Annotated in this window: 16 protein-coding genes and 1 riboswitch; of the genes, 3 read left to right on the top strand and 13 right to left on the bottom strand. The window is 71.8% G+C overall.

Annotation, left to right across the window (positions count from 1 at the left end; translation table 11 throughout):
• The first annotated feature begins 16 nt into the window (after window positions 1-16).
• Window positions 17-637, top strand: coding sequence for a dephospho-CoA kinase (coaE, locus tag ACZK5D_RS08415; RefSeq protein WP_463664941.1), 621 nt, complete (start codon window positions 17-19; stop codon window positions 635-637).
• Window positions 638-650: 13 nt separating this feature from the next.
• Here coaE and ACZK5D_RS08410 read toward each other — a convergent pair whose 3' ends face one another.
• The 12 genes from ACZK5D_RS08410 to ACZK5D_RS08355 form a co-directional block, all read right to left on the bottom strand.
• Window positions 651-1,265, bottom strand: coding sequence for a response regulator (locus tag ACZK5D_RS08410; protein WP_463664940.1), 615 nt, complete (start codon window positions 1,263-1,265; stop codon window positions 651-653).
• Window positions 1,262-3,304: a sensor histidine kinase gene (locus tag ACZK5D_RS08405; RefSeq protein ID WP_463664939.1), complete on the bottom strand. Its 2,043-nt coding sequence runs from the start codon at window positions 3,302-3,304 to the stop codon at window positions 1,262-1,264. The genes ACZK5D_RS08410 and ACZK5D_RS08405 overlap by 4 nt, the downstream gene beginning before the upstream one ends.
• A gap of 13 nt (window positions 3,305-3,317) precedes the next feature.
• Window positions 3,318-4,028 carry a hypothetical protein gene (locus tag ACZK5D_RS08400; protein ID WP_463664938.1) on the bottom strand — a complete coding sequence of 237 codons (711 nt, stop codon included), beginning with the start codon at window positions 4,026-4,028 and terminating at the stop codon, window positions 3,318-3,320.
• Between the two features lie 120 nt (window positions 4,029-4,148).
• Entirely contained in the window at window positions 4,149-6,983 is a 2,835-nt protein-coding gene (gcvP, locus tag ACZK5D_RS08395; protein WP_463664937.1) for an aminomethyl-transferring glycine dehydrogenase, read from the bottom strand.
• A complete protein-coding gene (gene gcvH, locus ACZK5D_RS08390; protein ID WP_458994323.1) occupies window positions 6,980-7,342 on the bottom strand; it encodes a glycine cleavage system protein GcvH in 363 nt (120 codons plus the stop codon). Before gcvH ends, gcvP begins: the two co-directional genes overlap by 4 nt.
• 11 nt (window positions 7,343-7,353) lie before the next feature.
• Window positions 7,354-8,466 (bottom strand): glycine cleavage system aminomethyltransferase GcvT, encoded by a 1,113-nt coding sequence (gene gcvT, locus ACZK5D_RS08385; RefSeq protein ID WP_463664936.1) that lies wholly within the window; start codon window positions 8,464-8,466, stop codon window positions 7,354-7,356.
• Between the two features lie 132 nt (window positions 8,467-8,598).
• A riboswitch (glycine riboswitch) is annotated at window positions 8,599-8,685 on the bottom strand.
• Between the two features lie 56 nt (window positions 8,686-8,741).
• The gene (locus ACZK5D_RS08380; protein ID WP_458994321.1) at window positions 8,742-9,740 is read right to left on the bottom strand and encodes an ABC transporter ATP-binding protein; all 999 of its coding nucleotides are present in this window, start codon (window positions 9,738-9,740) and stop codon (window positions 8,742-8,744) included.
• Entirely contained in the window at window positions 9,737-11,221 is a 1,485-nt protein-coding gene (locus ACZK5D_RS08375) for an ABC transporter permease (protein ID WP_463664935.1), read from the bottom strand. Before ACZK5D_RS08375 ends, ACZK5D_RS08380 begins: the two co-directional genes overlap by 4 nt.
• A 53-nt stretch (window positions 11,222-11,274) precedes the next feature.
• Window positions 11,275-12,321: an iron ABC transporter substrate-binding protein gene (locus tag ACZK5D_RS08370; protein ID WP_463664934.1), complete on the bottom strand. Its 1,047-nt coding sequence runs from the start codon at window positions 12,319-12,321 to the stop codon at window positions 11,275-11,277.
• Between the two features lie 81 nt (window positions 12,322-12,402).
• Window positions 12,403-13,404: a Gfo/Idh/MocA family protein gene (locus ACZK5D_RS08365; protein WP_463664933.1), complete on the bottom strand. Its 1,002-nt coding sequence runs from the start codon at window positions 13,402-13,404 to the stop codon at window positions 12,403-12,405.
• Between the two features lie 107 nt (window positions 13,405-13,511).
• Window positions 13,512-15,566 (bottom strand): excinuclease ABC subunit UvrB, encoded by a 2,055-nt coding sequence (gene uvrB, locus ACZK5D_RS08360; RefSeq protein WP_458994317.1) that lies wholly within the window; start codon window positions 15,564-15,566, stop codon window positions 13,512-13,514.
• A 61-nt stretch (window positions 15,567-15,627) separates the two neighbouring features.
• Window positions 15,628-16,317 (bottom strand): maleylpyruvate isomerase family mycothiol-dependent enzyme, encoded by a 690-nt coding sequence (locus tag ACZK5D_RS08355; protein ID WP_463664932.1) that lies wholly within the window; start codon window positions 16,315-16,317, stop codon window positions 15,628-15,630.
• A 25-nt stretch (window positions 16,318-16,342) separates the two neighbouring features.
• Here ACZK5D_RS08355 and uvrA point away from each other — a divergent pair, with 25 nt between their 5' ends.
• A complete protein-coding gene (uvrA, locus tag ACZK5D_RS08350) occupies window positions 16,343-19,195 on the top strand; it encodes an excinuclease ABC subunit UvrA (protein ID WP_463664931.1) in 2,853 nt (950 codons plus the stop codon).
• A 1,091-nt stretch (window positions 19,196-20,286) separates the two neighbouring features.
• Here uvrA and ACZK5D_RS08345 read toward each other — a convergent pair.
• A complete protein-coding gene (locus ACZK5D_RS08345) occupies window positions 20,287-20,682 on the bottom strand; it encodes a Rieske (2Fe-2S) protein (protein WP_458994314.1) in 396 nt (131 codons plus the stop codon).
• 31 nt (window positions 20,683-20,713) lie between these two features.
• On the opposite strand from ACZK5D_RS08345, the gene uvrC reads away from it, so the two are divergent.
• On the top strand, window positions 20,714-22,633 hold the full coding sequence (gene uvrC, locus ACZK5D_RS08340; RefSeq protein WP_463664930.1) for an excinuclease ABC subunit UvrC: 1,920 nt from the start codon (window positions 20,714-20,716) through the stop codon (window positions 22,631-22,633).
• Window positions 22,634-22,667: the final 34 nt, after the last annotated feature.

Genomic DNA, 22,667 nt, shown 5'->3' with positions numbered 1-22,667 from the left:
GCGTACCATGACCGCCATGACCCGCATCGCACTGACCGGGGGCATCGCCTCCGGCAAGTCCATGGTCGCCGACGAGTTCGCCCGCCTCGGGGCGCTCATCGTCGACGCGGACCTGCTGGCCAGGGAGGTGGTGGCACCCCACTCACCCGGGCTTGAGCGGATCGTCCAACGGTTCGGCGTGGGCATGCTGCGCGAGGACGGCACGCTCGACCGGGCGCGGCTGGGGGACCTCGTCTTCGTCGACGACGACGCCAGGGCGGACCTCAACGCCATCGTCCATCCGCTCGTGAGGGAGCGTTCGCAGCAGCTGTTCGCGGCGGCACCCCCGGGGAGCGTGGTGATCGAGGTGATCCCATTGCTGGTCGAGACCGGCCTCCACCAGGCCTTCGACCACGTCATCGCGGTGGACGCGCCCACGGAGATCCAGGTCCGACGCCTCATGCAGCGCAACGGCATGACCGCGGACCAGGCCCGGACGCGCGTGCGCATCCAGGCGAACAGGGAGGACCGGATCGCCGCGGCTGACTGGGTCATCGACAACTCCGGCGACCAGGCCAGCACCGTGCGCCAGGTCGAGGAGCTCTGGCCCGTCCTCCAGCGGCTGGGTGGCTCCGGCCCGGTGCCCACGGGTCCTTGACCGAAGCAGAGGGTCAGAGGCCGCGCATCCGCAGCGCGGCCTGCGTCCGGTCCCTGGCTTGAAGCTTGGCCAGCACGTGGGAGACGTGGTTCTGCACGGTCTTCAGGCTGATGCCCAGGTCCCGCGCGATCTCCGCGTTCGACCGCCCCTGCGCGAGGGAGGCCAGCACCTCGGCCTCCCGTTGCGTGAGGTCCGGGGCGCCGCCCGGCCGCCGGCTCCGGCCGGCCAGCACCCGTTCCGCGACGCCGGCGCCGAAGACCGCGCCACCCTGGGCGACGGTGTGGATGGCGCTCAGCACCTCCTCCTGCGCGGCGCCCTTGAGGACGTAGCCGCGTGCCCCTACTCGGAGGGCCGCCATGACGCTGTCATCGTCGTCGACCATGGTGAGCACCAGCACCGCCGCCGACGGGCAGGCGGACCCCAGGCGCCTGGTCGCCTCGAGCCCGGGAATGCCCGGGAGGTTCAGGTCCATGAGCACCACGTCCGGCTTCAACTCGACCGCCCGTTGGAGGGCCTGCTCGCCGTCGCCGACGTCGTCGAGGACCAGGACGCCGTCGACGGTGGCGAGCAGACTCCGGAGCCCGGCCCGGAACAGGGGGTGATCGTCGACGATGAGGACGGTGATCATGGGTGCTCCTCGGCTCGGTTCTCCGGGTGCAGGGGGAGCCGGAGTGTGACGGTGGTGCCGGCGCCCGGGCTGGAGTACACGGCGAGCGTGCCCCCGAGCTCGTCCGCGCGCTCGCTCATGCTGATCAGCCCCAGGCCCCCGGTGCCCGCGGCGGCCGCGCCCACGCCGTCGTCGCTGACGGTCAGCACCAGCGTCGCGTCCGCGATGTGGAGGGCCAGGGCGAGGTGCCCGGCCTGGGCGTGACGGAGCGCGTTGGTGACCGCCTCCTGGGCCACCCTGAACGTGGCCACCTCCACCGCGGCGGGCAGAGGGGGGAGTGGGGGAGCGTCCACCTCCCAGGTGAGACCGGCCGCCGACGCCTGGGACAGCAGGTGTTCGAGCGCGGCCACGAGCCCCAGATCGTCCAGGGCAGGCGGGCGGAGCCCATCGACAATTCTGCGGACGTTGACGACCGTGTCGTGGATAGCCGAACGGAGGCGGAGGAGATCCCCGTCGAGGTCGCCCTCGCCCCTCGCCGCCAGGTTCCGGATGGTGTCGACCTTGAGCGACAGGGCAGCGAGCTCGGGTCCGAGACCGTCGTGGATGTCGCGGCGCAGCCGGCGTCGCTCGTCCTCCCTCCCGAGGACTAGCTGGTGCTGCGCCCTGCGCAGGCGGGTCAGGAGCCCGGCCGCGTGGACGGCCGGAGCGATCTCCACACCGAGGTCCGTCAGCAGCGTGCGCTCACGGGATCCGAGGGTGCGCCCGGCCCACCACAGCTCGCCCACGCGGATCCCGAAGCTCGTCAGACTGATCGCCTCGGCCCCTGACTCCGGTGACCCGCCATGCACGGCGATCGTCCTGCCCTCCCCGTCGGCGATCCTCACGTGGTCCAGGTCGAGCCCGGCCGCGACCTCGGCAACCAGCTCTCCCATCATCGCCGGCATGTCGGCGGCGTCCACCAGCCGTCGTGCGCTGCTGGACAGCGCGGCACCGGGGCGGGTCCATCGCCCGTAGGTGACCCGGACGGCGGCCGCCTGGAGCGCGTCCCGCATGGGGGCCACCGACACGGCTACCACGCCGGCGGCCACCCACGGAAGCCACTGCGCCCCCGGCTCGTTGAAGGCCCATCCGACGGCGCCGACCGTGACCACGTAGACGACGGCGATCGCCGCTGACAGCAGCGCGAAGGTGAGTGCCTTGGCCAGACCCGCCTGAAGGTTGTAGAGCCGGCGCTGCAGAATCGCCACCCCGATCGCCACCGGCACCGGGATCGAGGTGGCCGCGAACATCCACGGCCGGGCGAGGCCGGAGGGCAGCACCGGAAGGAACGCCAAGGGGACGACGAAGGCAAGGGCCATCCACGTCAGCCGTTGACGCGACAGCTCGTCGCCTTCCCGCCACCGTCGCAGCAGGCCGACGACGGCGACGGTCATCGCGGCACCGCACAGCGCCAGGCCACCCAGCGCCAGGAGGTCCGCGACCGGCTTCCAGCTGGCCGGGAGCCCCGTCGGGCTGCGCAGGGAGTCCAGCCGGCTCTCCAGCGGAGTCGGGGCCAGAAGGACCCCTGCCACGAAGGTCAGGATGCCGGCGACGGCGAGGCCCGCGGGCCACATGGGGTTTAGGGTGTCGGTGGGTGCGATGCCCTCGTCCCCTCGCCGCCCGGGCCAGGGGAGGCGGCCGTCGGGAAACACCAGCGGAACCGCCAGCACCAGCACGAGCCAGCCCGCGGCCCGGGCCGCGGTGCCGGCGACCGACTCGACGGCGGCCATCCCGGAGCCACCCCCGGTGGGGGTCCGAGCCAGGCCGAGGGCGAGAGCGCCCTCGCCGATTCCCCAGAGGGCCGCCCCCGCCACCATCAGGCGTCCGACCGGGTGGCCGGGCCGCGCGACCTCGATGAGCACCCCGACGGCCGCGTAGGTGGTGACCGCGAGGGCGATCGCGAGCTCGTCGATCGGGACCTCCGCTGGGCTGGTCAGCCGTGCCATCGCGACGGCGGAGACCGCGCCCAGCACGCCCAGCGTCGCCGGGAGTGCCACCGTCAATGCCGCGGACGCCCTCATCCCTCACCCCCGCTCAAGCCTGCATCATCTCCGGTGTGCCTGCTGCGACGGCCGACTTTCTCCCGTCCGGGCGACGGTACCCGTGCCGGATCAGGGCGAGACCGGTGCCGGCCCACCACAGCAGCCACAGGGGCATGCCGTAGGACACCCCGACGGCGGCGAGCGGGAGCGCGACGAGCAGGAGCGTGCCCACGGCGACCCCGCCCCATCCCACCCATCGGGTGAGCACCCGGTCCCCCAGTGCGGCAAGGCCGAGACCGAGGGTGGTGAGACCCATCACCGGCAGGACGGCCAGGTAGACGAAGTTGCGGACGTTGTTCAGCGCCAGCACCGTCGGCAGGTCGAGCCCGCGATCCAGTGCCCACGCGGCGGCCGCACCCGCCGGGAGGCCGACCCCGATGACCATGAGGACGTGGGCTGAACCCGCGACGGCTCCGGTCACCGCCGCCAGGCGCCCGGCCGGGGTGCCGCGGCCCAGCGAGGTCCCCAGGAGCACGAGGACCGGCACGAGCAGGAGCTCGGCCATGAGCACCAGGTAGAGGCCGGAGAGGACGGTCGACAGGTCCCCGTCGTTGAACGAATGCTCGATGCCCGCCTGGCCGGGGTGCACGGTGGGCTCGCCGGTCACCGCCAGGCTGAGGGCGAAGACGACGATGTGGACCACGATGGCGCCGCCCGCGACCCGCCAATGACGTGCCGGAGGGGCTGATGTGGAAGCGGTCATGATGACTCCTCGGTCTTGAGGACGGCCGTGTGCCGTCCCGACCAACGGTGCCGTGGGACGGGCCGCGAGTCATCGGAGCGATTCCCGATCCGGCCGGGAAGAACTCCCGGCCGGACGGCGTCAGGCGTCGGTCCCCTCCCAGGGCGGGCAGGCGCAGACCAGGTTCCGGTCGCCGTAGGCGTTGTCCACGCGGCCGACGGGGGGCCAGTACTTGTCCACCCGGAACGAGCCGGCGGGGAAGCAGCCCTGCTCGCGGGAGTAGGGCCGGTCCCACTCCGCCACCAGGTCCTCGACGGTGTGCGGGGCGCGCCGCAGCGGCGAGTCGGCGGCATCGATCCCGCCGGCCACCACCTCTCCGGCCTCGCGCGCGATGTCCAGCATCGCGGTCACGAACCGGTCGAGCTCGGCCAGGGTCTCCGACTCCGTGGGCTCGATCATCAGCGTGCCGGGCACCGGGAACGACATCGTCGGGGCGTGGAACCCGTGGTCGACGAGGCGCTTGGCGATGTCGTCGACCGTCACCCCGTGCGCCGACCAGGCCCTCGGGTCGACGATGCACTCGTGCGCCACCCGGCCGTTGCGGCCGCGGTAGAGGATCGGGTAGGCGTCGCCCAGCCGGGCGGCCAGGTAGTTGGCGCTGAGGATCGCCACGCGGGTGGCCTGCGTCAGCCCCGCGCCCCCCATCAGCAGGACGTAGGCCCAGGAGATCAGCAGGATGGAGGCCGAGCCGAGGGGCGCCGCCGAGACGGCCCCCGGCTCGCCGGTGCGCGGGTCGCCAGGCAGGAACGGAGCGAGGTGCTCCTTCACGCCGATGGGGCCCATGCCCGGGCCGCCGCCGCCGTGGGGGATGGCGAAGGTCTTGTGGAGATTCAGGTGGCTGACGTCTCCGCCGATGTCGCCCGGGCGGACGAGCCCCACCATGGCGTTCATGTTGGCGCCGTCGATGTAGACCTGCCCGCCGTGCCGGTGCGTGATGTCGCACACCTCGCGGACCGTCTCCTCGAACACGCCGTGGGTCGACGGGTAGGTGATCATCACGGCCGCGAGCGCGTCGCCCGCCTCGGCCGCCTTGGCGGCGAAGTCGGCCAGGTCGATCTCGCCGTCGTCGGCGGCCTTGACCGGCACCACGCGCATCCCGGCCATCTGGGCCGAGGCCGGGTTGGTGCCGTGGGCCGAGGTGGGGATGAGGCACACGTCGCGCGCGTCCCCCCGCGAGCGGTGGTAGGCGGCGATGGTGAGCAGACCCGCGTACTCGCCCTGGGCGCCGGAGTTGGGCTGCATGGAGAACGCGTCGTAGCCGGTGATCGTGCACAGCCGGCTCTCCAGGTCGGCCACCAGTTCCTGGTAGCCGGCCGCCTGGTGGGCGGGCGCGTACGGGTGCAGCGCGCCGAACTCGGGCCAGGTGAGGGCCGTCATCTCGGCGGCGGCGTTGAGCTTCATGGTGCAGGACCCCAGCGGGATCATCGCCCGGTCGAGAGCGAGGTCGCGGTCGCTGAGGCGCCGCATGTAGCGCATCATCTCCGACTCGGCGCGGTTCATGTGGAACACCGGGTGGGTGAGGTAGGCGCTGGAGCGCAGCAGCGCGTCCGGGAGCGCGGGGGTGGCGGTGAGCTGTGGACGCACGTCGATCCCGAAGGCGTCGAGCACCCTCCACAGCACGTCCAGGTCCGTGGTCTCGTCGACCGAGATGCCCACCCGGTCCCGCCCGACGCGGCGCAGGTTGACGCCCCGCTGCTCGGCGGCCGCGAGGATCCCGGCCTGCCCGACACCGACGCGCACCGTGACGGTGTCGAAGAAGTGCTCCGGCTCCACCTCGGCGCCGCCCGCGCGGAGCGTGGCGGCCAGCGTCGCGGCCATGAGGTGCGTGCGCTCAGCGATGGCTCGCAGCCCGACCGGCCCGTGGAACACGGCGTAGAACGACGCCATCACGGCCAGCAGCGCCTGCGCGGTGCACACGTTCGAGGTGGCCTTCTCGCGCCGGATGTGCTGCTCGCGGGTCTGCAGCGCCAGACGGTAGGCCCGGTTGCCGCGGGCGTCCACCGAGACGCCCACCAGCCGGCCCGGCATGGTGCGCTTGAGCTCGTCCCGGCAGGACATGAACGCGGCGTGCGGGCCGCCGAAGCCCATCGGCACCCCGAAGCGCTGCGCGGATCCGACGGCGATGTCGGCGCCCATGGCGCCGGGTTCGGTGATCAGGCACAGGGCCAGCAGGTCGGTGGCGACGATGGACACGCCGCCGGCGGCGCGGACTGCGGCGCACTCGGCGGTGAGGTCGCGCACGTGGCCGTGCGTGCCGGGGTGCGCGAAGATCGCTCCGCAGAGGCCCTCGCCCGCCTCGAAGGTGTCCACCGGCCCGACGACGAGCTCCAGCCCGAGCGGCTCGGCGCGGGTGGCGAGCACGGAGAGGACCTGCGGGTGCAGGTCGTCGGCGGCGAAGAACCGGTGGCCCTTGGACTTGGCGGCGCGCTTGGCCATGCCCATGGCCTCGGCCGCCGCGGTGGCCTCGTCCAGCAGGCTCGCGTTGGCGATCGGCAGCCCGGTCAGGTCCTCGACCATGGTCTGGAAGTTGAGCAACGCCTCGAGCCTGCCCTGCGCGATCTCCGGCTGGTACGGGGTGTAGGCGGTGTACCAGGCGGGGTTCTCCAGAACGTTGCGCTGGATGGCAGGGGGCGTGACGGTGCCGTAGTACCCCTGCCCGATCAGCGAGGTCAGCACCCGGTTGCGGGAACCCACCTCCCGCAGGCGCTGGAGCAGCCGGTACTCGGTCAGCGGCTCCCACGGCAGCGGATCGGCCTGCCGCAGGCCCGACGGCACGGTCTGGTCGATGAGCTCCTCGAGCGAGCCGACGCCCACAGCGGCGAGCATCCGGTCCATCTCGGCCGGGCTCGGGCCGATGTGGCGCCGGTTGGCGAAGTCGTCCGGGTCGTACCCGACCCGCTCCCAGCGGCCCGTCATGCGCCGGTCCGCGCGCGGTAGGCGTCCTCGTCGAGGAAGCCCTCGAGGTCTGCCGGGTCGTTGACGGTCATCCGCACGAACCACGTGCCCTGGGCGTCCTCGTTCACGGCTCCCGGGTTGTCCACGAGCTCCTCGTTGACCGCGGTCACCGTGCCGCTGACCGGGGCCATGATCTCGGAGGCCGCCTTGACGGACTCGATCACCACCAGCTCGGTGCCGGCGGCCACCTCGGCGCCCACCTCTGGCAGTTCGATGAAGACGATCTCGCCCAGTTCCTCGGCGGCGAAGTCGGTGATGCCGATGGCGACCTCGGCGCCGTCGGCGTCCAGCCACTCGTGGGTCTCGGTGTAGTGGATCATGGCTCTGCTCCTCAGCGCTTGTAGGACGGGGTGATGAAAGGGAGGTCGACGAGGGTGACGGGCACGCGCTTTCCGCGCAGCTCGGCGTGGACGGTGGGGCCGGCGCCGGCGGGCAGCATCCCCATCGCGATCGGGTGCCCGACGCTCGGGCCGAAGCCGCCGGACGTGACAGTGCCGATCTGCTCGGAGGAGGTGTCGTCGGCGTAGAGCGCGACGCCCTCGCGGATGGGCGCGCGGCCCTCGGGGCGGAGGCCGCGGCGCACCCGGGAAGGGCCCGCGCTCAGCTCGGCCAGCACCCGCTCCGCGCCGGGGAAGCCGCCCTCGCGGGCACCGCCCGCGCGGCGCACCTTCGGCACGGCCCAGCCGAGGCCGGCCTCCGCAGGTGTGATGTCCGGGGTGAGGTCGTGCCCGTAGAGCGGCATCCCGGCCTCGAGACGCAGGGAGTCGCGGGCGCCCAGGCCGGCTGGAAGCACCCCGTCGACGGCGAGCAGGGCCCTGGCGAAGCGCTCGGCGTCGGCGGCGGGCACGGAGATCTCGAAGCCGTCCTCGCCGGTGTAGCCGGACCGCGACACCCACACCTCGCGGCCCTCCCACTCCATGGGAAGGGAGTCCATGAACGAGGTGTCGACGACGGCGGGGATGAGGCCGGCCAGCGCGCGCTCCGCCTCGGGCCCCTGCAGCGCCAACAGCGCGCGGTCAGTCACGTGCTCGATCGTCACGCCGTCGAGCCGCGCCAGCCACGACAGGTCGTGGGCGGTGCGGGCGGCGTTGACCACGAGCAGGAACCGGTCTCCGTGGTGGGAGACCATCAGGTCGTCGAGGATCCCGCCGTCGTCGTCGGTGAACAGCGCGTAGCGCTGGCGGTGCGGGGCAAGGCCCACGATGCTGGCCGGCAGCAGGGTCTCCAGCGAGGCGGCCGCGTCGGCCATGTCGCCGGACGAGGGGCGGACGAGGACCTGGCCCATGTGGGACACGTCGAAGAGGGAGGCGTGGGCCCTGGTGTGCAGGTGCTCGGGCATCACGCCCGCGAACTGGACCGGGAGCTCCCAGCCGGCGAAGTCGACCATGCGGCCACCCAGCTCGGTGTGCAGGCCATGGAGGACGGTGGCCCTCGGTGCGGTCATCTGGCGCCCCTTCCGCCGGGAACCCGGCGCTCTCGGGTGGGCCGATCCCACCCTGGCGCCCCCTCTGTCCCGTGTGCCTGAGATCTTGCCATCCGTCGGCGGGCCCTGGTGGGCCTCTTTCCAGAGTGTCCTGCGATACCCACGGTCCTGGGGCCTGAGAGATTCCGGGGCGGTTGCTCCTTCGGCACCGGCCGAGGCCGGTTCTCCCGTGGGTTGGCCTCATCCTAGGCGATCTGGCGCACTCCTGGCGAGCAGCCGGGGTGGGGCGGACTGGCTCAGGCGGCGGCGAACAGCGCCGCCTGCGACACCGCGATCCTCACTCGGTCTCCAGGCACGCACGCCGCGCGCTGCACCCGGGCGACCATCTCGATGCCGCCCGGCAGGTCGCAGAGCGCCACGTCGGCGTCGTGGCCGTAGAACGTGACGTCCGCCACGCGGGCAGACACCGGGCCGAGCGGGTCGAGGGTGATCTGCTCGGGGCGCACCACGACGCGCCCGAGGCCGTGCGCCGGGGTGGTCAGCGGGATCGGGCCGATCGGGGTGACCGCCGACATGCCGTCGGCCTCGGCGTCCAGGAGGAACGCGTCGCCGGCCAGCAGGGCGGCGGCGGGGCTGACCGGGTGGTCGTAGACGGCGCTCGGGGTGCCCTCCTGGATGACGCGGCCGTCGGCCATGAGGATCAGGTGGTCGGCCAGCGACAGCGCCTCCTCGCGGTCGTGCGTGACCAGCACAGCCGAGGTGCCGGCCTCGTGGAGCACGCGGCGCACGTCCGCGCGCATGGAGGTGCGGGTGGCGGCGTCGAGCGCCGAGAACGGCTCGTCCAGCAGCACCAGGTCGGGCTCGACGGCGAGCGCGCGGGCCAGGGCCACGCGCTGCGCCTGCCCGCCGGAGATCTCGTGGGGCATCCGGTCGGCGAGCGGCTGCAGGCCGACGAGGTCGAGCATGTCGGCGGTGCGGCGGCGCTTGGTGCGGCCGCGGACGCCGAAGCCGATGTTCTCCGCCACGGTGAGGTGCGGGAACAGGGCGCCCTCCTGTGGGACGAGCGCGATGCGTCGGCGCTGGGCGGGGACCCCCGTCAGGTCGCGCCCGCCCAGCCGCACGGTGCCGGAGTCCGGCCGCGTGAGGCCGGCGATGATCCGCAGCAGCGTGGTCTTCCCGCAGCCCGACCGCCCGAGGATCGCGGCCAGGTGGCCCCTGGCCACCGTGAGGTGGACGTCGCGCAGCACCTCGGTGCTGTCGAACGAATGGCCGACGCCGTGCACGACGAGGCTCATGTGGTTCTCCTTCCGCGCTCGGTGAGCGTGAGGGCCAGGGTGGCGAGGACCGCCGTGAGAACCAGCGCCACGCCGTAGGGCGCGGCGGCGGCGTAGGAAAGGTTGTCGGTGTGCATCCACAGCCGGGTGGCGAGGGTATCCACGCCCGTCGGCTTGAGCAGCAAGGTCGCGGGGAGCTCCTTCATGGCGGTCAGGAGCACCAGCACGAAGCCGGACAGCACCCCGGGCGCGGCCAGCGGCAGCGTCACCCGGACGAACGTCGCGACGGGGGCGAGGCCGAGGGTCCCGGAGACGTCCTCCAGGGCGGGGGAGCTCTGCATCACGGCGCTGCGGATGGAGCCCACCGCCAGCGGCGCGAAGAGCACCAGGTAGGCCAGCACGAGGACCGGCACCCGCTGGTACCAGGGCTCGAGGAACCGGACGGAGAAGAACACCAGCGCCAGGGCCACCACCAGCCCCGGCAGCGCGTGCGCGACGTACAGGCTGTGCTGGGTCCAGGCGGCGGCGCGGGAGCGGGAGCGCCCCGTCAGCCACCCCACCGGCAGGCAGACGAGGACGATGACGGCGGCGGCGACCGTGCAGATCCACAGGGTGGACCAGGCCGCGGAGGCGAGGTCCGGCCAGTCGATCCCGGCGCTGCGCCCGACGAACGACCAGCCGGCGACCACTGCGAGGGGGTAGCCGAGGCTCAGGACCAGCACGAGGCCCGCGGTCAGGGTGGCGGGGGCGTACCACCCGCGCAGGTGGACCCGCTGCTGGTGCCGGTGAACGGTGGCGTCGGACCTTCCGGCGCGCCCGCGCATCCTGATCTCGGCCCAGGTGATGGCCAGCGTGCAGGCCATGAGCACCAGGGCCAGCACCGCCGCCGTCGTGCGGTCGAAGGAGGCCCGGTAGCTCATGAAGATCGCGCGCGTGAACGAGTCGTAGCGCAGCAGCGAGACCGCGCCGAAGTCGGAGAGCGCGTAGGTGGCCACCAGGAGCGCGCCGGCCGCCATGGACGGACGCAGGTGCGGGAACGTGACCCGGCGGAACACCTGCCAGCCGGTGAGGCCGAGGGTCCGCCCGACGTCCTCGGCGTTCTGGTTGGCCCGCCGCAGCGCAGCTGAGACGGACAGGAACACGTAGGGGTAGGTGCCGAGGCCGAGGATCAGCACGGCCCACCAGAAGCCCTCGGCGCGCACGGTGGAGACCCACGCGTAGGCGGCCACGTAGCTCGGCACCGCCAGCGGGAGGGCGAGGGCCGCCCGCCAGAAACGTCGGCCGCTGAGGTCCGTGCGCTCCACCAGGAACGCAAGGCCGACCCCCACGACGCAGGCCAGGGCCGTGACGGCCGCGACGAGCGCCAGCGAGTTGGCGAGCAGCTCGCCGACCCTGCTCTCGGCGAGGATCCGCACCAGCTCCGCCCGGCCGGCGTCGCCGGCGCGCAGCACCAGGTAGAAGCCGGGGATGAGGGTCACCAGGACGACCAGCAGCGTCCACACCCACAGCGCGAGGCGCGGCAGGTGCGGACGCTTGATGGCCGCGGCGACGGTACTCAGATCAGTCCGACCTTCCTGAGGAGGTCCTGCGTGGCTGCGAGGGAGTCCAGGTCGTTGAGGTCCACCCCTGCCTGGCTCGACGAGTCGATCGGCGCAAGGTCGAAGGGGCTGGTGATCCCGGCGACGACGGGGTACTCCGCGGTCTCCTCGGCGAAGTAGCGCTGGGCGTCCTCGCTCACCAGGAACGCCGCGACCTTGGCGGCGGCCTCCTGGTCCTCGGCGGAGGCGAGGATCCCCACGCCCGCGACGTTGAGCAGCGCGCCCGGGTCTGCCGGGTCGAGGTAGACCAGTTCGGCGGTGACGTCGTCGCCCTTCTCGGCCGCGAGCTGATGCCAGTAGTAGTGGTTGATCAGCCCGATGCCGATCTCACCCGAGTCCACCGCCTCGAGGACGGCCGTGTTCTTCTCGTAGGTCTTGGGCTCCAGTTCCTGCAGGGACGTGAGCCACTCCTCCGCCTCCTGCTCGCCCTTGGCCACGCGCAGCGCGGTGACGAAGGTCTGGAAGCTGGCGTTCGTCGGGGCGATGCCGATCTGTCCGCGGTTGGCCGGGTCGAGGATCTCGTCGATGCTCCGGTAGTCGATCGCGGCCGGCGACACCTCGGGGTTCACGGCGAGCACCCGGATGCGGCCCGACGTCGCGACCCACAGTCCGTTGGGGTCGCGGTAGGCGGGCTCAACCGTCTCGAGGATGTCCTCGGGCATGGGCGCCAGCAGTCCGGCCTTGCCCAGCTCGCCCAGCGCTCCCGCGTCCTGGGAGAAGAACAGCGACGCGGGGGAGCGGTCGCCCTCCTCCAGCAGCTGGCCGGCCAGCTCGGCGGTGCCCGCGTAGCGGACCTCGACCTGCACGCCGGTGGCGGACTCGATCTGCTCGAGCAGCGGGGAGACGAGCTCCTCGCTGCGGCCGGAGTAGAGGGTGAGGCTGGCCGGCTCGGCGGAGCCGGAGGCCGAGCCCGGGCCAGGCGCGGCCGCCGGGTCCTGCGGGGCGCACGCGCCGAGGGCCAACAGGCCTCCGGCGAGTGCGACGGCGAGGGTTGTGCGCAACATATGAATAAGCTCCTGAGAACATTGCGAAATTGTGTTCTGAGGTAACCCTAAGTGGCGGATGCGCACCTCCGCAACACGGTGTCAGTCCGTGGACCAGGGCACCGCCCGCCGTGGCTCGAGACCGGCGGCCCGGTAGCAGGCGTCGATGACGTCCATGGTGGCCACCGAGTCGGCGGCGTCGACCAGCACCGGGCCGCCCTGCTCCACCGCGGCGACGAACGCCGCGAGCTGCGCCCCGTAGCTGGTCACGTCGGCCGCGACCTCCTCGGTGGTGGTCACACCGTCGACGGTGAGCGTCAGCGAGTTGCCGCCGTGCGGCTTGACGAAGCCCTCGATCGCCAGGCTGCCCCGGGTGCCCTCGACCAGGGCGCTCTGCCGCTCCGTGTCCTCCAGCAGCGAACTGGAAGCCGTCGCGGTGATCCCTCCCGGGAACTCGAGCCGGGCGGTCAGCGCCTCGTCGATCTGACCCCCGTCGACCCGTCGGGCCTCGGCCGACACGACGGTGGGCTCGGCCTTCAGGAGGGTCCGCAGCAGGTGGATGGAGTAGCACCCGAGATCCATGGTGGAGCCGCCGGCCAGGGCCCAGTTGTAGCGGATGTTGCTCCGGTCCGGCAGCGTGACGTCGAACACGGCGCTGGCCGAGGTCACGTCTCCGATGACGCCCGCGGCCAGCAGCTCCTCGGCGCGACGCACGAGCGGGTGGTGCCGGTAGTGGAAGGCCTCCATCACAACCACGGGCAGGCCCGCGACGGCGTCGACCACCCGGCGGGCCTCGTCGGCGTTCGAGGCGTAGGGCTTCTCCACCAGCACGTGCTTGCCGGCGCGGGCCGCCCGGACCGTCCACTCGGCGTGCGCGGAGTTGGGCAGCGGGATGTAGACGGCGTCCACGTCAGGCGAGGCCAGGAGCTCGTCGTAGGAGCCCAGGACCTGCTCGATGCCGTGTTCCGCGGCGAAGGCCTCGGCGCGCGCCCGGTCCCGGGCGGCGACGGCGGTCAGCCGCACGTCCGCCGATGCGTGGGCGGGGGCGATGAGGGCCGAGGGGGTGATCCCCGCGGCGCCGAGGATGCCGAAACGCACTGTCATGATGGCCTCTCTGTCGGGTGTGGCGGCTTCAGTCTAGAAGCCCGTCCTCTGCCCCCGCCCGGCGCGTTCCCGCCGTCGACCGCGTCGGCCGGCGGCGCCGGTCGGGACTACTTCGTGGCCTCGATCATGCCGCGCAGCTCCTTCTTCAGGTCGGCGATCTCGTCGCGGTGCCGCGCCGCCACCTCGAACTGCAGCTCGGAGGCCGCCTGGTGCATCGCGGAGGTGAGCTCCTCGATCAGCTTGGCCAGGTCGTCGCGCGCCAACGTGGAGGCGTCGAGCCCCCTGCGACCCGACGGCTTCGCGGCCTCCAGCAGCTGGTCGGTGTCCGCGTCCTCCCGCGCCAGCATCTCGGAGACGTCCGCGATCCGCTTCCGCAGGGGCTGGGGATCGATGCCGCGCTCCTGGTTGTAGGCCACCTGGATGGTCCGGCGCCGGTTGGTCTCGTCGATCGCCGCCTCCATCGAGGGCGTGATCTTGTCGGCGTACATGTGGACCTGGCCGGCCACGTTGCGCGCGGCGCGGCCGATGGTCTGGATGAGCGAGCGCCCCGAACGGAGGAAGCCCTCCTTGTCCGCGTCGAGGATGGCCACCAGCGACACCTCCGGCAGATCGAGGCCCTCGCGCAGCAGGTTGATGCCCACCAGCACGTCGTACTCGCCCAGCCTCAGCTCGCGCAGGAGCTCGATGCGCCGGATAGTGTCGATGTCCGAGTGGAGGTAACGGGTGCGGATCCCGTGATCCATGAGGTAGTCCGTGAGGTCCTCGGCCATCTTCTTGGTCAGCGTGGTGACCAGCACGCGCTCGTTGCGCTCCACCCGGAGCTGCACCTCCGCCATGAGGTCGTCGATCTGCCCCTTGGTGGGCTTGAGGATCACCTCCGGATCCACCAGGCCGGTGGGGCGGATGATCTGCTCGACGAAGCCGTCCGAGCGCTCCATCTCGTAGGGGCCGGGGGTGGCCGAGAGGTACACGGTCTGCCCGATCCGCTCCACGAACTCGTCGAACTTCAGCGGCCGGTTGTCGATGGCGCTGGGCAGCCGGAAGCCGTGCTCGACGAGGGTCCGCTTGCGGGACGCGTCCCCCTCGTACATGCCGCCGATCTGGGGGATGGTGACGTGCGACTCGTCCACGACGAGCACGAAGTCCTCCGGGAAGTAGTCGACGAGGCAGCTGGGCGCGGAGCCTGGGGTGCGGCCGTCGATGTGGCGGGAGTAGTTCTCGATGCCCGAGCACGTGCCGATCTGGCGCATCATCTCGATGTCGTAGGCGGTGCGCATGCGGAGCCGCTGCGCCTCCAGCAGCTTGCCCTGCGACTCGAACTCAGCCAGCCGCTCGGCCAGCTCCGCCTCGATGCCGACGATGGCGCGCTCCATCCGGTCCGCCCCCGCCGAGTAGTGCGTGGCCGGGAAGATGTAGGTCTCCTGCTCCTCGCGGATCAGGTTGCCCGTGAGCGGATGCATCGTGGCGATCCGCTCGATCTCGTCTCCGAAGAACTCCACGCGCACGGCGTTCTCCTCGTACATCGGGAACACCTCCAGCGTGTCCCCCTTGACCCGGAAGGTGCCGCGGCCGGCCCCGATGTCGTTACGGGCGTACTGGATGTCGACGAGGTGGCGCAGCAGCTCGTCGCGGTCCATCTCGTCGCCCACCCGGAGCGTGACCCGCTGCTCCAGGTACTCCTGCGGCGTGCCGAGGCCGTAGATCGCCGACACCGTGGCCACCACGATCACGTCGCGCCGGGTCAGCAGCGAGCTGGTGGCCGCGTGCCGCATCCGCTCCACCTCCTCGTTCAGGGAGGAGTCCTTCTCGATGTAGGTGTCGGTCTGGGGGAGGTACGCCTCCGGCTGGTAGTAGTCGTAGTAGGACACGAAGTACTCGATGGCGTTGTTGGGCATCAGCTCCCGCAGCTCGTTGGCGAACTGCGCGGCCAGCGTCTTGTTGGGCTGCATCACCAGCATGGGCCGCTGCAGGCGCTCCGCCAGCCAGGCGACGGTGGCCGTCTTGCCCGTACCGGTGGCGCCCAGCAGCACCACGTCCTTCTCGCCGGCGCCGATGCGCCGTTCGAGCTCAGCGATGGCGCGCGGCTGATCGCCGGAGGGCCGGTACTCGGAGATCACCTGGAGGGGTGCCACCTGGCGCTGGAGTTCTTCGATGGGACGCATGCAGGCCAGGGTAATAGCGCCCACCGACAGTTCCGGGCGCGCCGGAGCCGTCGCCCTCGGGTCAGGAGAAGGAGCGGATCAGCCGGGGGGAGTCGACGCCGCGCGCGAGCCAGGCGATCAGGTCCGTGGCGGGGCCGCGGACCTCGGTGCGGTCCCCGGGCCCGTCGAGCGTGGCGTCGTAGCCCTCGTCCGCCACCAACCGGACCGACGGGCGTTCGTCGCGGCCCGCGAGCCGCTCCACCTGGAAGGCCAACAGCGACACGGCGGTCTCGGGGTCCAGGTTCATGGTCGCGGAGCGGCCGTCGAGGTCCATCTCGTGCAGGACCACCTCGCCCAGCCGCGACAGCGGGATCTGCCACGCCTGGATGCCGTAGCCCGGCCTGAGCAGCACCGGGGACTTGTCGCCCTCCAGCGACGCGAACAGCTCCTGCAGCTCGCTGGCGGTGGTGTCGAGCTGGATCTGCAGGTCCAGCCCGCCGGCCAACGCGCCCATCTCGATGGTGCGCCGCTCCTCCGCGTCCGAGTCGTACATGGTGCGCGGCTGACCCGAGTGCAGCCCGTCGATGACGCGCACCAGCCGGCGGGCGCCGTCGACGAGGTGCGCCGCCACGTGGCTGCGCGTCCAGCCGGGCAGCGCGGTGGGCGCGGCCCAGTCCTCGTCCGAGAAGCCGATGGTCCTGCCCAGCAGCTGCGACGTGTGTTCGCGGACGGCCGCGACCACGTCGACGAAGGGTGCGCGGCTCGTGGGCATGGGGCCAACCTAGCAAAGCCGTACCATGGCGGGCGTGAATGATCGGCTCGTCGTGCGGGGTGCCCGCGTCCACAACCTGAAGAACGTGTCGCTGGAGCTGCCCCGGGACTCGCTCATCGTGTTCACCGGGTTGAGCGGGTCGGGCAAGTCGTCGCTGGCGTTCGACACCATCTTCGCGGAGGGGCAGCGCCGCTACGTCGAGTCGCTGTCCGCCTACGCCCGCATGTTCCTCGGGCAGATGGACAAGCCGGACGTCGACTTCATCGAGGGCCTCTCGCCGGCGGTGTCGATCGACCAGAAGTCCACCAGCCGGAACCCCCGCTCCACCGTCGGCACCATCACCGAGGTCTACGACTACCTCCGCCTCCTGTTCGCCCGCATCGGCGTGCCGCACTGCGAGGTGTGCGGCGCGGTGATCGGCCGCCAGACGCCGCAGCAGATCGTGGACAGGCTGATGTCGCTGGAGGAGGGCACCCGCTTCCAGATCCTCGCGCCGCTCGTGCGCGGCCGGAAGGGCGAGCACGCCGAGCTGTTCCGGCAGCTGATCGGCGACGGCTACAGCCGCGTCCGCATCGACGGCGACACGCATCCGCTCACCGAGCTCCCGACGATCGACAAGAACCGCAAGCACGACGTCGAGGTGGTGGTGGACCGGGCCGTGGTGCGGCCGAACGCGAAGCAGAGGATCACCGAGTCCGTCGAGACCGCGCTCGGGCTGGCGGGCGGAGTGGTGACGATCGACTTCGTCGACCTCCCCGCCGACGATCCGGAGCGGGAGCGCCGCTTCTCCGAGAAGATGGGCTGCCCGAACGAGCACGACGTCAACATCGACGAGCTCGAGCCCCGGCAGTTCTCCTTCAACGGCCCGTGGGGCGCCTGCCCCGAGTGCTCAGGGCTGGGCACGCTGCTGGACCCGGACCCCGAGCTGCTCATCCCCAACGACGACCTCTCCCTCGCCGACGGCGCCATCGCGCCCTGGACCGCGCCCACCATCAAGGCCCACTACGAGCACGTGCTGCTGTCGCTGGCGGAGGAGCACGGCTTCTCGTTCGACGCGCCCTGGCGCGACCTCACCGCCGCGGCGAAGAAGGTGCTGCTGCACGGCGTCAAGGGCAACGTAGTGGTCAGCTACCGCAACCGATTCGGCCGCGTGCGCTCCTTCTCCCAGAAGTACGAGGGCGTCATCCCCTTCATCCGCCGCCGCTACGACGAGGCCGAGACCGACGCTGCGCGTGACCGTTGGGGCGGCTACATGCGCGAGGTCGCCTGCCCGGCCTGCGGCGGCGCACGGCTCAAGCCGTCCAGCCTCGCCGTCACCGTCTCCGGCCGCACCATCGCGGACCTCTCCGCCCTGTCGATCGGCGAGGCGGCCTCCTTCCTCACCGGCCTCGAGCTGACCGAGCGCGAGGCCGCCATCGCGGAGCGGCTGGTCAAGGAGATCAACACCCGCCTGCGCTTCCTGCTCGACGTGGGCCTGGACTACCTCACGCTGTCGCGGGCCGCGGGCACGCTCTCGGGCGGGGAGGCGCAGCGCATCCGGCTGGCCACCCAGATCGGCTCCGGGCTGGTGGGCGTGCTCTACGTGCTCGACGAGCCCAGCATCGGCCTGCACCAGCGCGACAACCTGCGCCTCATCGAGACCCTGCACCGGCTGCGCGACCTGGGCAACACCCTGATCGTCGTCGAGCACGACGAGGACACCATCCGCTCCGCGGACTGGGCCGTCGACATCGGCCCCGGGGCAGGCGAGGGTGGAGGCGAGGTGGTGGTCTCCGGCCCCGTCGAGGCCCTGCTCAACCACCCCGAGTCGCGCACCGGCGCGTACCTGTCGGGGCGGCTCTCGATCCCGGTGCCTGCGGTCCGCCGCCCCGGCAACGGGAAGAAGATCGTCGTGCGGGGCGCCCGGGAGCACAACCTGCGCGGCATCGACGCGTCCTTCAACCTGGGCCAGTTCATCGCGGTCACCGGCGTGTCGGGCTCGGGGAAGTCCTCCCTGGTCAACTCGATCCTCTACACGGCCGCCGCCAAGGCCATCTACGGCGCGAAGGCGGTGCCCGGGAGGCACAGGTCACTTGACGGCCTGGAGCACATCGACAAGGTGATCCAGGTGGACCAATCGCCCATCGGCCGGACCCCGAGGTCCAACCCCGCCACCTACACAGGCGTGTTCGACAAGATCCGCACCCTGTTCGCCAAGACCCCCGAGGCCAAGGTGCGCGGCTACCAGCCGGGGCGGTTCTCCTTCAACGTCAAGGGCGGCCGCTGCGAGCACTGCATGGGCGACGGCACCATCAAGATCGAGATGAACTTCCTGCCGGACGTCTACGTGCCCTGCGAGGTGTGCCATGGCGCGCGCTACAACCGGGAGACCCTCGAGGTGCACTACAAGGGCAAGACGATCGCCGAGGTGCTCGACATGCCGATCAGCGAGGCGGTGGACTTCTTCGAGTCCATCAACTCGATCGCCCGCTACCTCCAGACGCTCACGGAGGTGGGCCTGGGCTACGTGCGCCTCGGGCAGCCGGCCACCACGCTGTCCGGAGGCGAGGCGCAGCGAGTCAAGCTCGCGGCGGAGCTGCAGAAGCGCTCCACCGGCCGCACGCTCTACGTGCTCGACGAGCCCACCACCGGCCTGCACTTCGAGGACATCCGCCGCCTGCTGGCCGTGCTCCAGCGCCTCGTCGACGCGGGCAACACCGTGGTCACCATCGAGCACAACCTGGACGTGATCAAGTCCGCCGACTGGGTCATCGACATGGGCCCCGACGGCGGCACCCGCGGAGGCCAGGTGATCGCCACCGGCACCCCCGAGGACGTCGCGGAGGCGGAAGGCTCGGCGACGGGCGCCTTCCTCAAGCCCCTCCTCGACCGCGCCTGATCGTCCCGGTCCAGGAGTGCCGCGTCACGCCGACCTGACGCGCCGCGCTGCCTGGGTGCGGCTCGGGCGCTGTGGGTGCCGGGAGCCCTGACACGAGGCCCGTGCGGCCCTTGTCCGCCGTCTGCTTGTCGGCCGCGGTCTTGGCTGTGGCCGGGTAGTTGAGGCCGCCCGGGCCTCGTCTCACGTCTCCCGTCACTGGTCTACCTGTGGCGTGGTCGGTTCCGGGCGTGTGCCGGCAGGGCGGCCCTGGCGAGGGTCTGCTTCAGGCGGGTTCTTCTGGGTGCGCCTCGGGCTGGGCATCCCTGCGCCCAGCCGCCCTGCCGTCCCCCGCCCTCGCTGGCAGATCGCGGCCGGGCTGACCCCTGCCGACGCTGGTGGAGCCGCGCCGAGCCACCCCTTCCTTACAGTTGGTTGAGCGCGCCGAGCCGCGAAGCGCAGCGCGCGTGTCGACTTAGGTTGAGCCGGGCCCCTTCCCGCTGGTTGAGCCGCGCCGAGCCGCCTGCGGCTCAGCGCGTGTCGAAACCAACTGACGCCAGTCCATGGAGTAGGGCCGAGGTCCTCGCGATTGGAGCTCTCGCTGTGTGGTGCCGGGAGCCCTGACACGAGGCCCGTGCGGCCCTTGACCGCCGTGTGCTTGTCGGCCGCGTGCTCGGCTGTGGTCGGGTAGTTGAGGCCGCCCGGGCCTCGTCCCACGTCTCCCGTCACTGGTTCGCCTGTGGCGTTGCCGGGTTCGGGCGGGTGCCGTCAGGGCGGCCCTGGCTCGAGCTTGCTTCAGGCGGGTTGTTCCGGGTGCCCCTCGGGCTGGGCATCCCTGCGCCCAGCCGCCCTGCCGTCCCCCGCCCTCGCGGTCACCTCACGCACCTGCTCGCCTCGAGACTGGCCCCTTTCCGCGGGTTGAGCCGCGCCGAGCCGCCTGCGGCTCAGCGCGTGTCGACTTGGGTTGAGCCGGGCCGAGCCGCGAAGCGGCCCAGCCCGCGCCGAAACCAACCCGGTTGGCTGCGTGTGGACTTGGTATGGACCACTACCTACTCCGCGGCCGCGTCTGGGCGCTGGCAGGTTGGCGTCGGCGGGGTCAGTGTGGAGGCCGTGGGTCAGGCGGCCACGATGAGGTCCGTACCCGACTCGGTCAGGGTGGCGCGGACCAGGGGATCGGTGGCCGGGCCCTGCACGGGGGTGCCGTCGCGGAGGGCGAACAGCGAGCCGTGGAACCGGCAGAAGATGCCGTCCTCGCGGACCTCGGACACCGTGTTGCCCTGGTGGGTGCAGCGCGAGGAGAACGCGAAGAAGGCGCCCGCCTCCGGCTGGGTGACGACGAAGCCGCCGTCGAGCACCAGCCCGCCGCCCACCGGCACCGAATCCTTCGGCACGGTCACCTCGTCGGCGGGTGCCGCTCCCGAGGACTGGGGCGCCGCGTCGTCGGCGCAGCCCGCCAGCAGCGCCGCCGCGATGGCCGCGCCCGCGGCGATGAGCTCTCTCCGCGTGGTCATGGCCCCAGCCTAGGCTCATAGAATTGCGCGCATGGCCGATCCCGCGAGTTACCGCCCACCCCAGGGCAGCATCCCGACGGATCCCGGCGTCTACCGGTTCTTCGACGCCTTCGGCAACGTCATCTACGTCGGCAAGGCCAAGAGCCTGCGCCAGCGCCTCAACACCTACTTCGCCGATCCGTCGGCCCTGCACTTCCGGACCCAGACGATGGTGCGCACCGCGGCCAGGGTGGAGTGGACCGTGGTGGCCAACGAGCTGGAGGCGCTGCAACTCGAGTACACCTGGATCCAGCAGTTCGATCCCCGGTTCAACGTCAAGTACCGCGACGACAAGTCCTACCCGTGGCTCGCCGTGACGATGAGCGACGAGTATCCGAGGGTGTTCGTCGGCCGCGGCGCCAAGAAGCGCGGCACGCGGTACTTCGGGCCCTTCGGGCAGGCGTGGGCGATCCGGGAGACGGTGGATCTGCTGCTGCGCGTGTTCCCGATGCGCTCCTGCACGCAGGGGGTGTTCAACCGCGCCCGGTCCTCGGGCCGGCCCTGCCTGCTGGGCGACATCGGCAAGTGCTCGGCGCCCTGCGTGGGACGCGTCTCCGCGGACGAGCACCGGCTGATCGCCGAGGACTTCTGCTCCTTCATGGGCGGCAACACCGGCGGGATCATCGGCCGGATCGAGCGCGACATGTACGACGCCTCGGCCGAGCTCAACTTCGAGCGCGCCGCCGTGCTGCGCGACTCGCTGGGCGCCCTCAAACGCGTGCAGGAGAAGAACTCGGTGGTGCTGAGCGACGGCACCCGCGCCGACATCGTCGGGTTCGCCGACGACGGCCAGCAGGTCGCAGTGCAGGTGTTCCACATCGTCGACGGGCGCATCCTGGGGGAGCGGGGGTGGATCGCGGACCGCGCCGACGACCGCCCGCTCACCGAGCTGCTGGAGGTCTTCCTCGAGCAGGTCTACACCGACGACCTGGAGATCCCGCCGCACGTCCTCACCTCGGTGGAGGCCGAGGACACCCTCGTCGAACACCTCAGCCGGCGGCGGGGCGCGAAGGTCAGCATCAAGGTGCCGCTCCGGGGCGAGAAGCGCACCCTGCTCGACACGGCGGTGAAGAACGCCGAGATGTCGCTCAGCCAGGCCAAGCTGCGCCGCGCCTCGGACCTCACCACCCGCAACACCGCGCTGGACGAGGTCGCCGAGGCGCTCGGGCTCGCCGAGCCGCCCCTGCGGATCGAGTGCTACGACATCTCCCACACCATGGGGTCGGAGGTGGTGGGCTCGATGGTGGTCTTCGAGGACGGCCTGCCCCGGAAGAGCGCCTACCGGCGCTTCATCATCAAGAGCTTCGAGGGCTCCAACGACGTCGCGGCCATCAGCGAGGTGCTGCAGCGCAGGCTCCGCCGCCTTGTCGACGACCGGTCCTCCGACGTGAAGGTGGACGCCACCACCGGGGAGGCCGCCAGGTTCGCCTACCCACCTGCGCTCATCGTGGTCGACGGCGGGCTCCCGCAGGTCAACGCGGCGGCGGCGGTGCTCGCCGAGGCGGGCCTCAAGGGCGAGATCGCCCTGTGCGGACTGGCCAAGCGCCTGGAGGAGGTGTGGGTGCCGGGGGAGGACTACCCCCTCATCCTGCCGCGCGCCTCGGAGGGGTTGTACCTGCTCCAACGGCTCCGCGACGAGGCCCACCGCTTCGCGATCACCCATCACCGCTCCCGGCGGGCCAAGCAGGTGGTCGAATCGGTGCTCGACGACGTCCCCGGCCTCGGGGAGCTCCGGCGCAAGGCGCTGCTCACCTACTTCGGCAGCGTGCGGAAGCTGCGGCTGGCCAGCGTGGAGGAGATCGCGGCGGTGCCGGGATTCGGGCCTCGCCTGGCGCTCAGCGTCAAGGCCGCCGTGGCCGACACCGGCGGCGAGGCGATCAACCTCACCACGGGCGAGGTGACCGGCACATGACCCGATTTGAACATCGTTCAAACTCTGATGCAGG

This window comes from Tessaracoccus yangjingae (assembly GCF_055326235.1).
The sequence above is the reverse complement of the archived record's forward strand: the minus strand, read 5'-3'. Positions and strand labels throughout refer to the sequence as shown.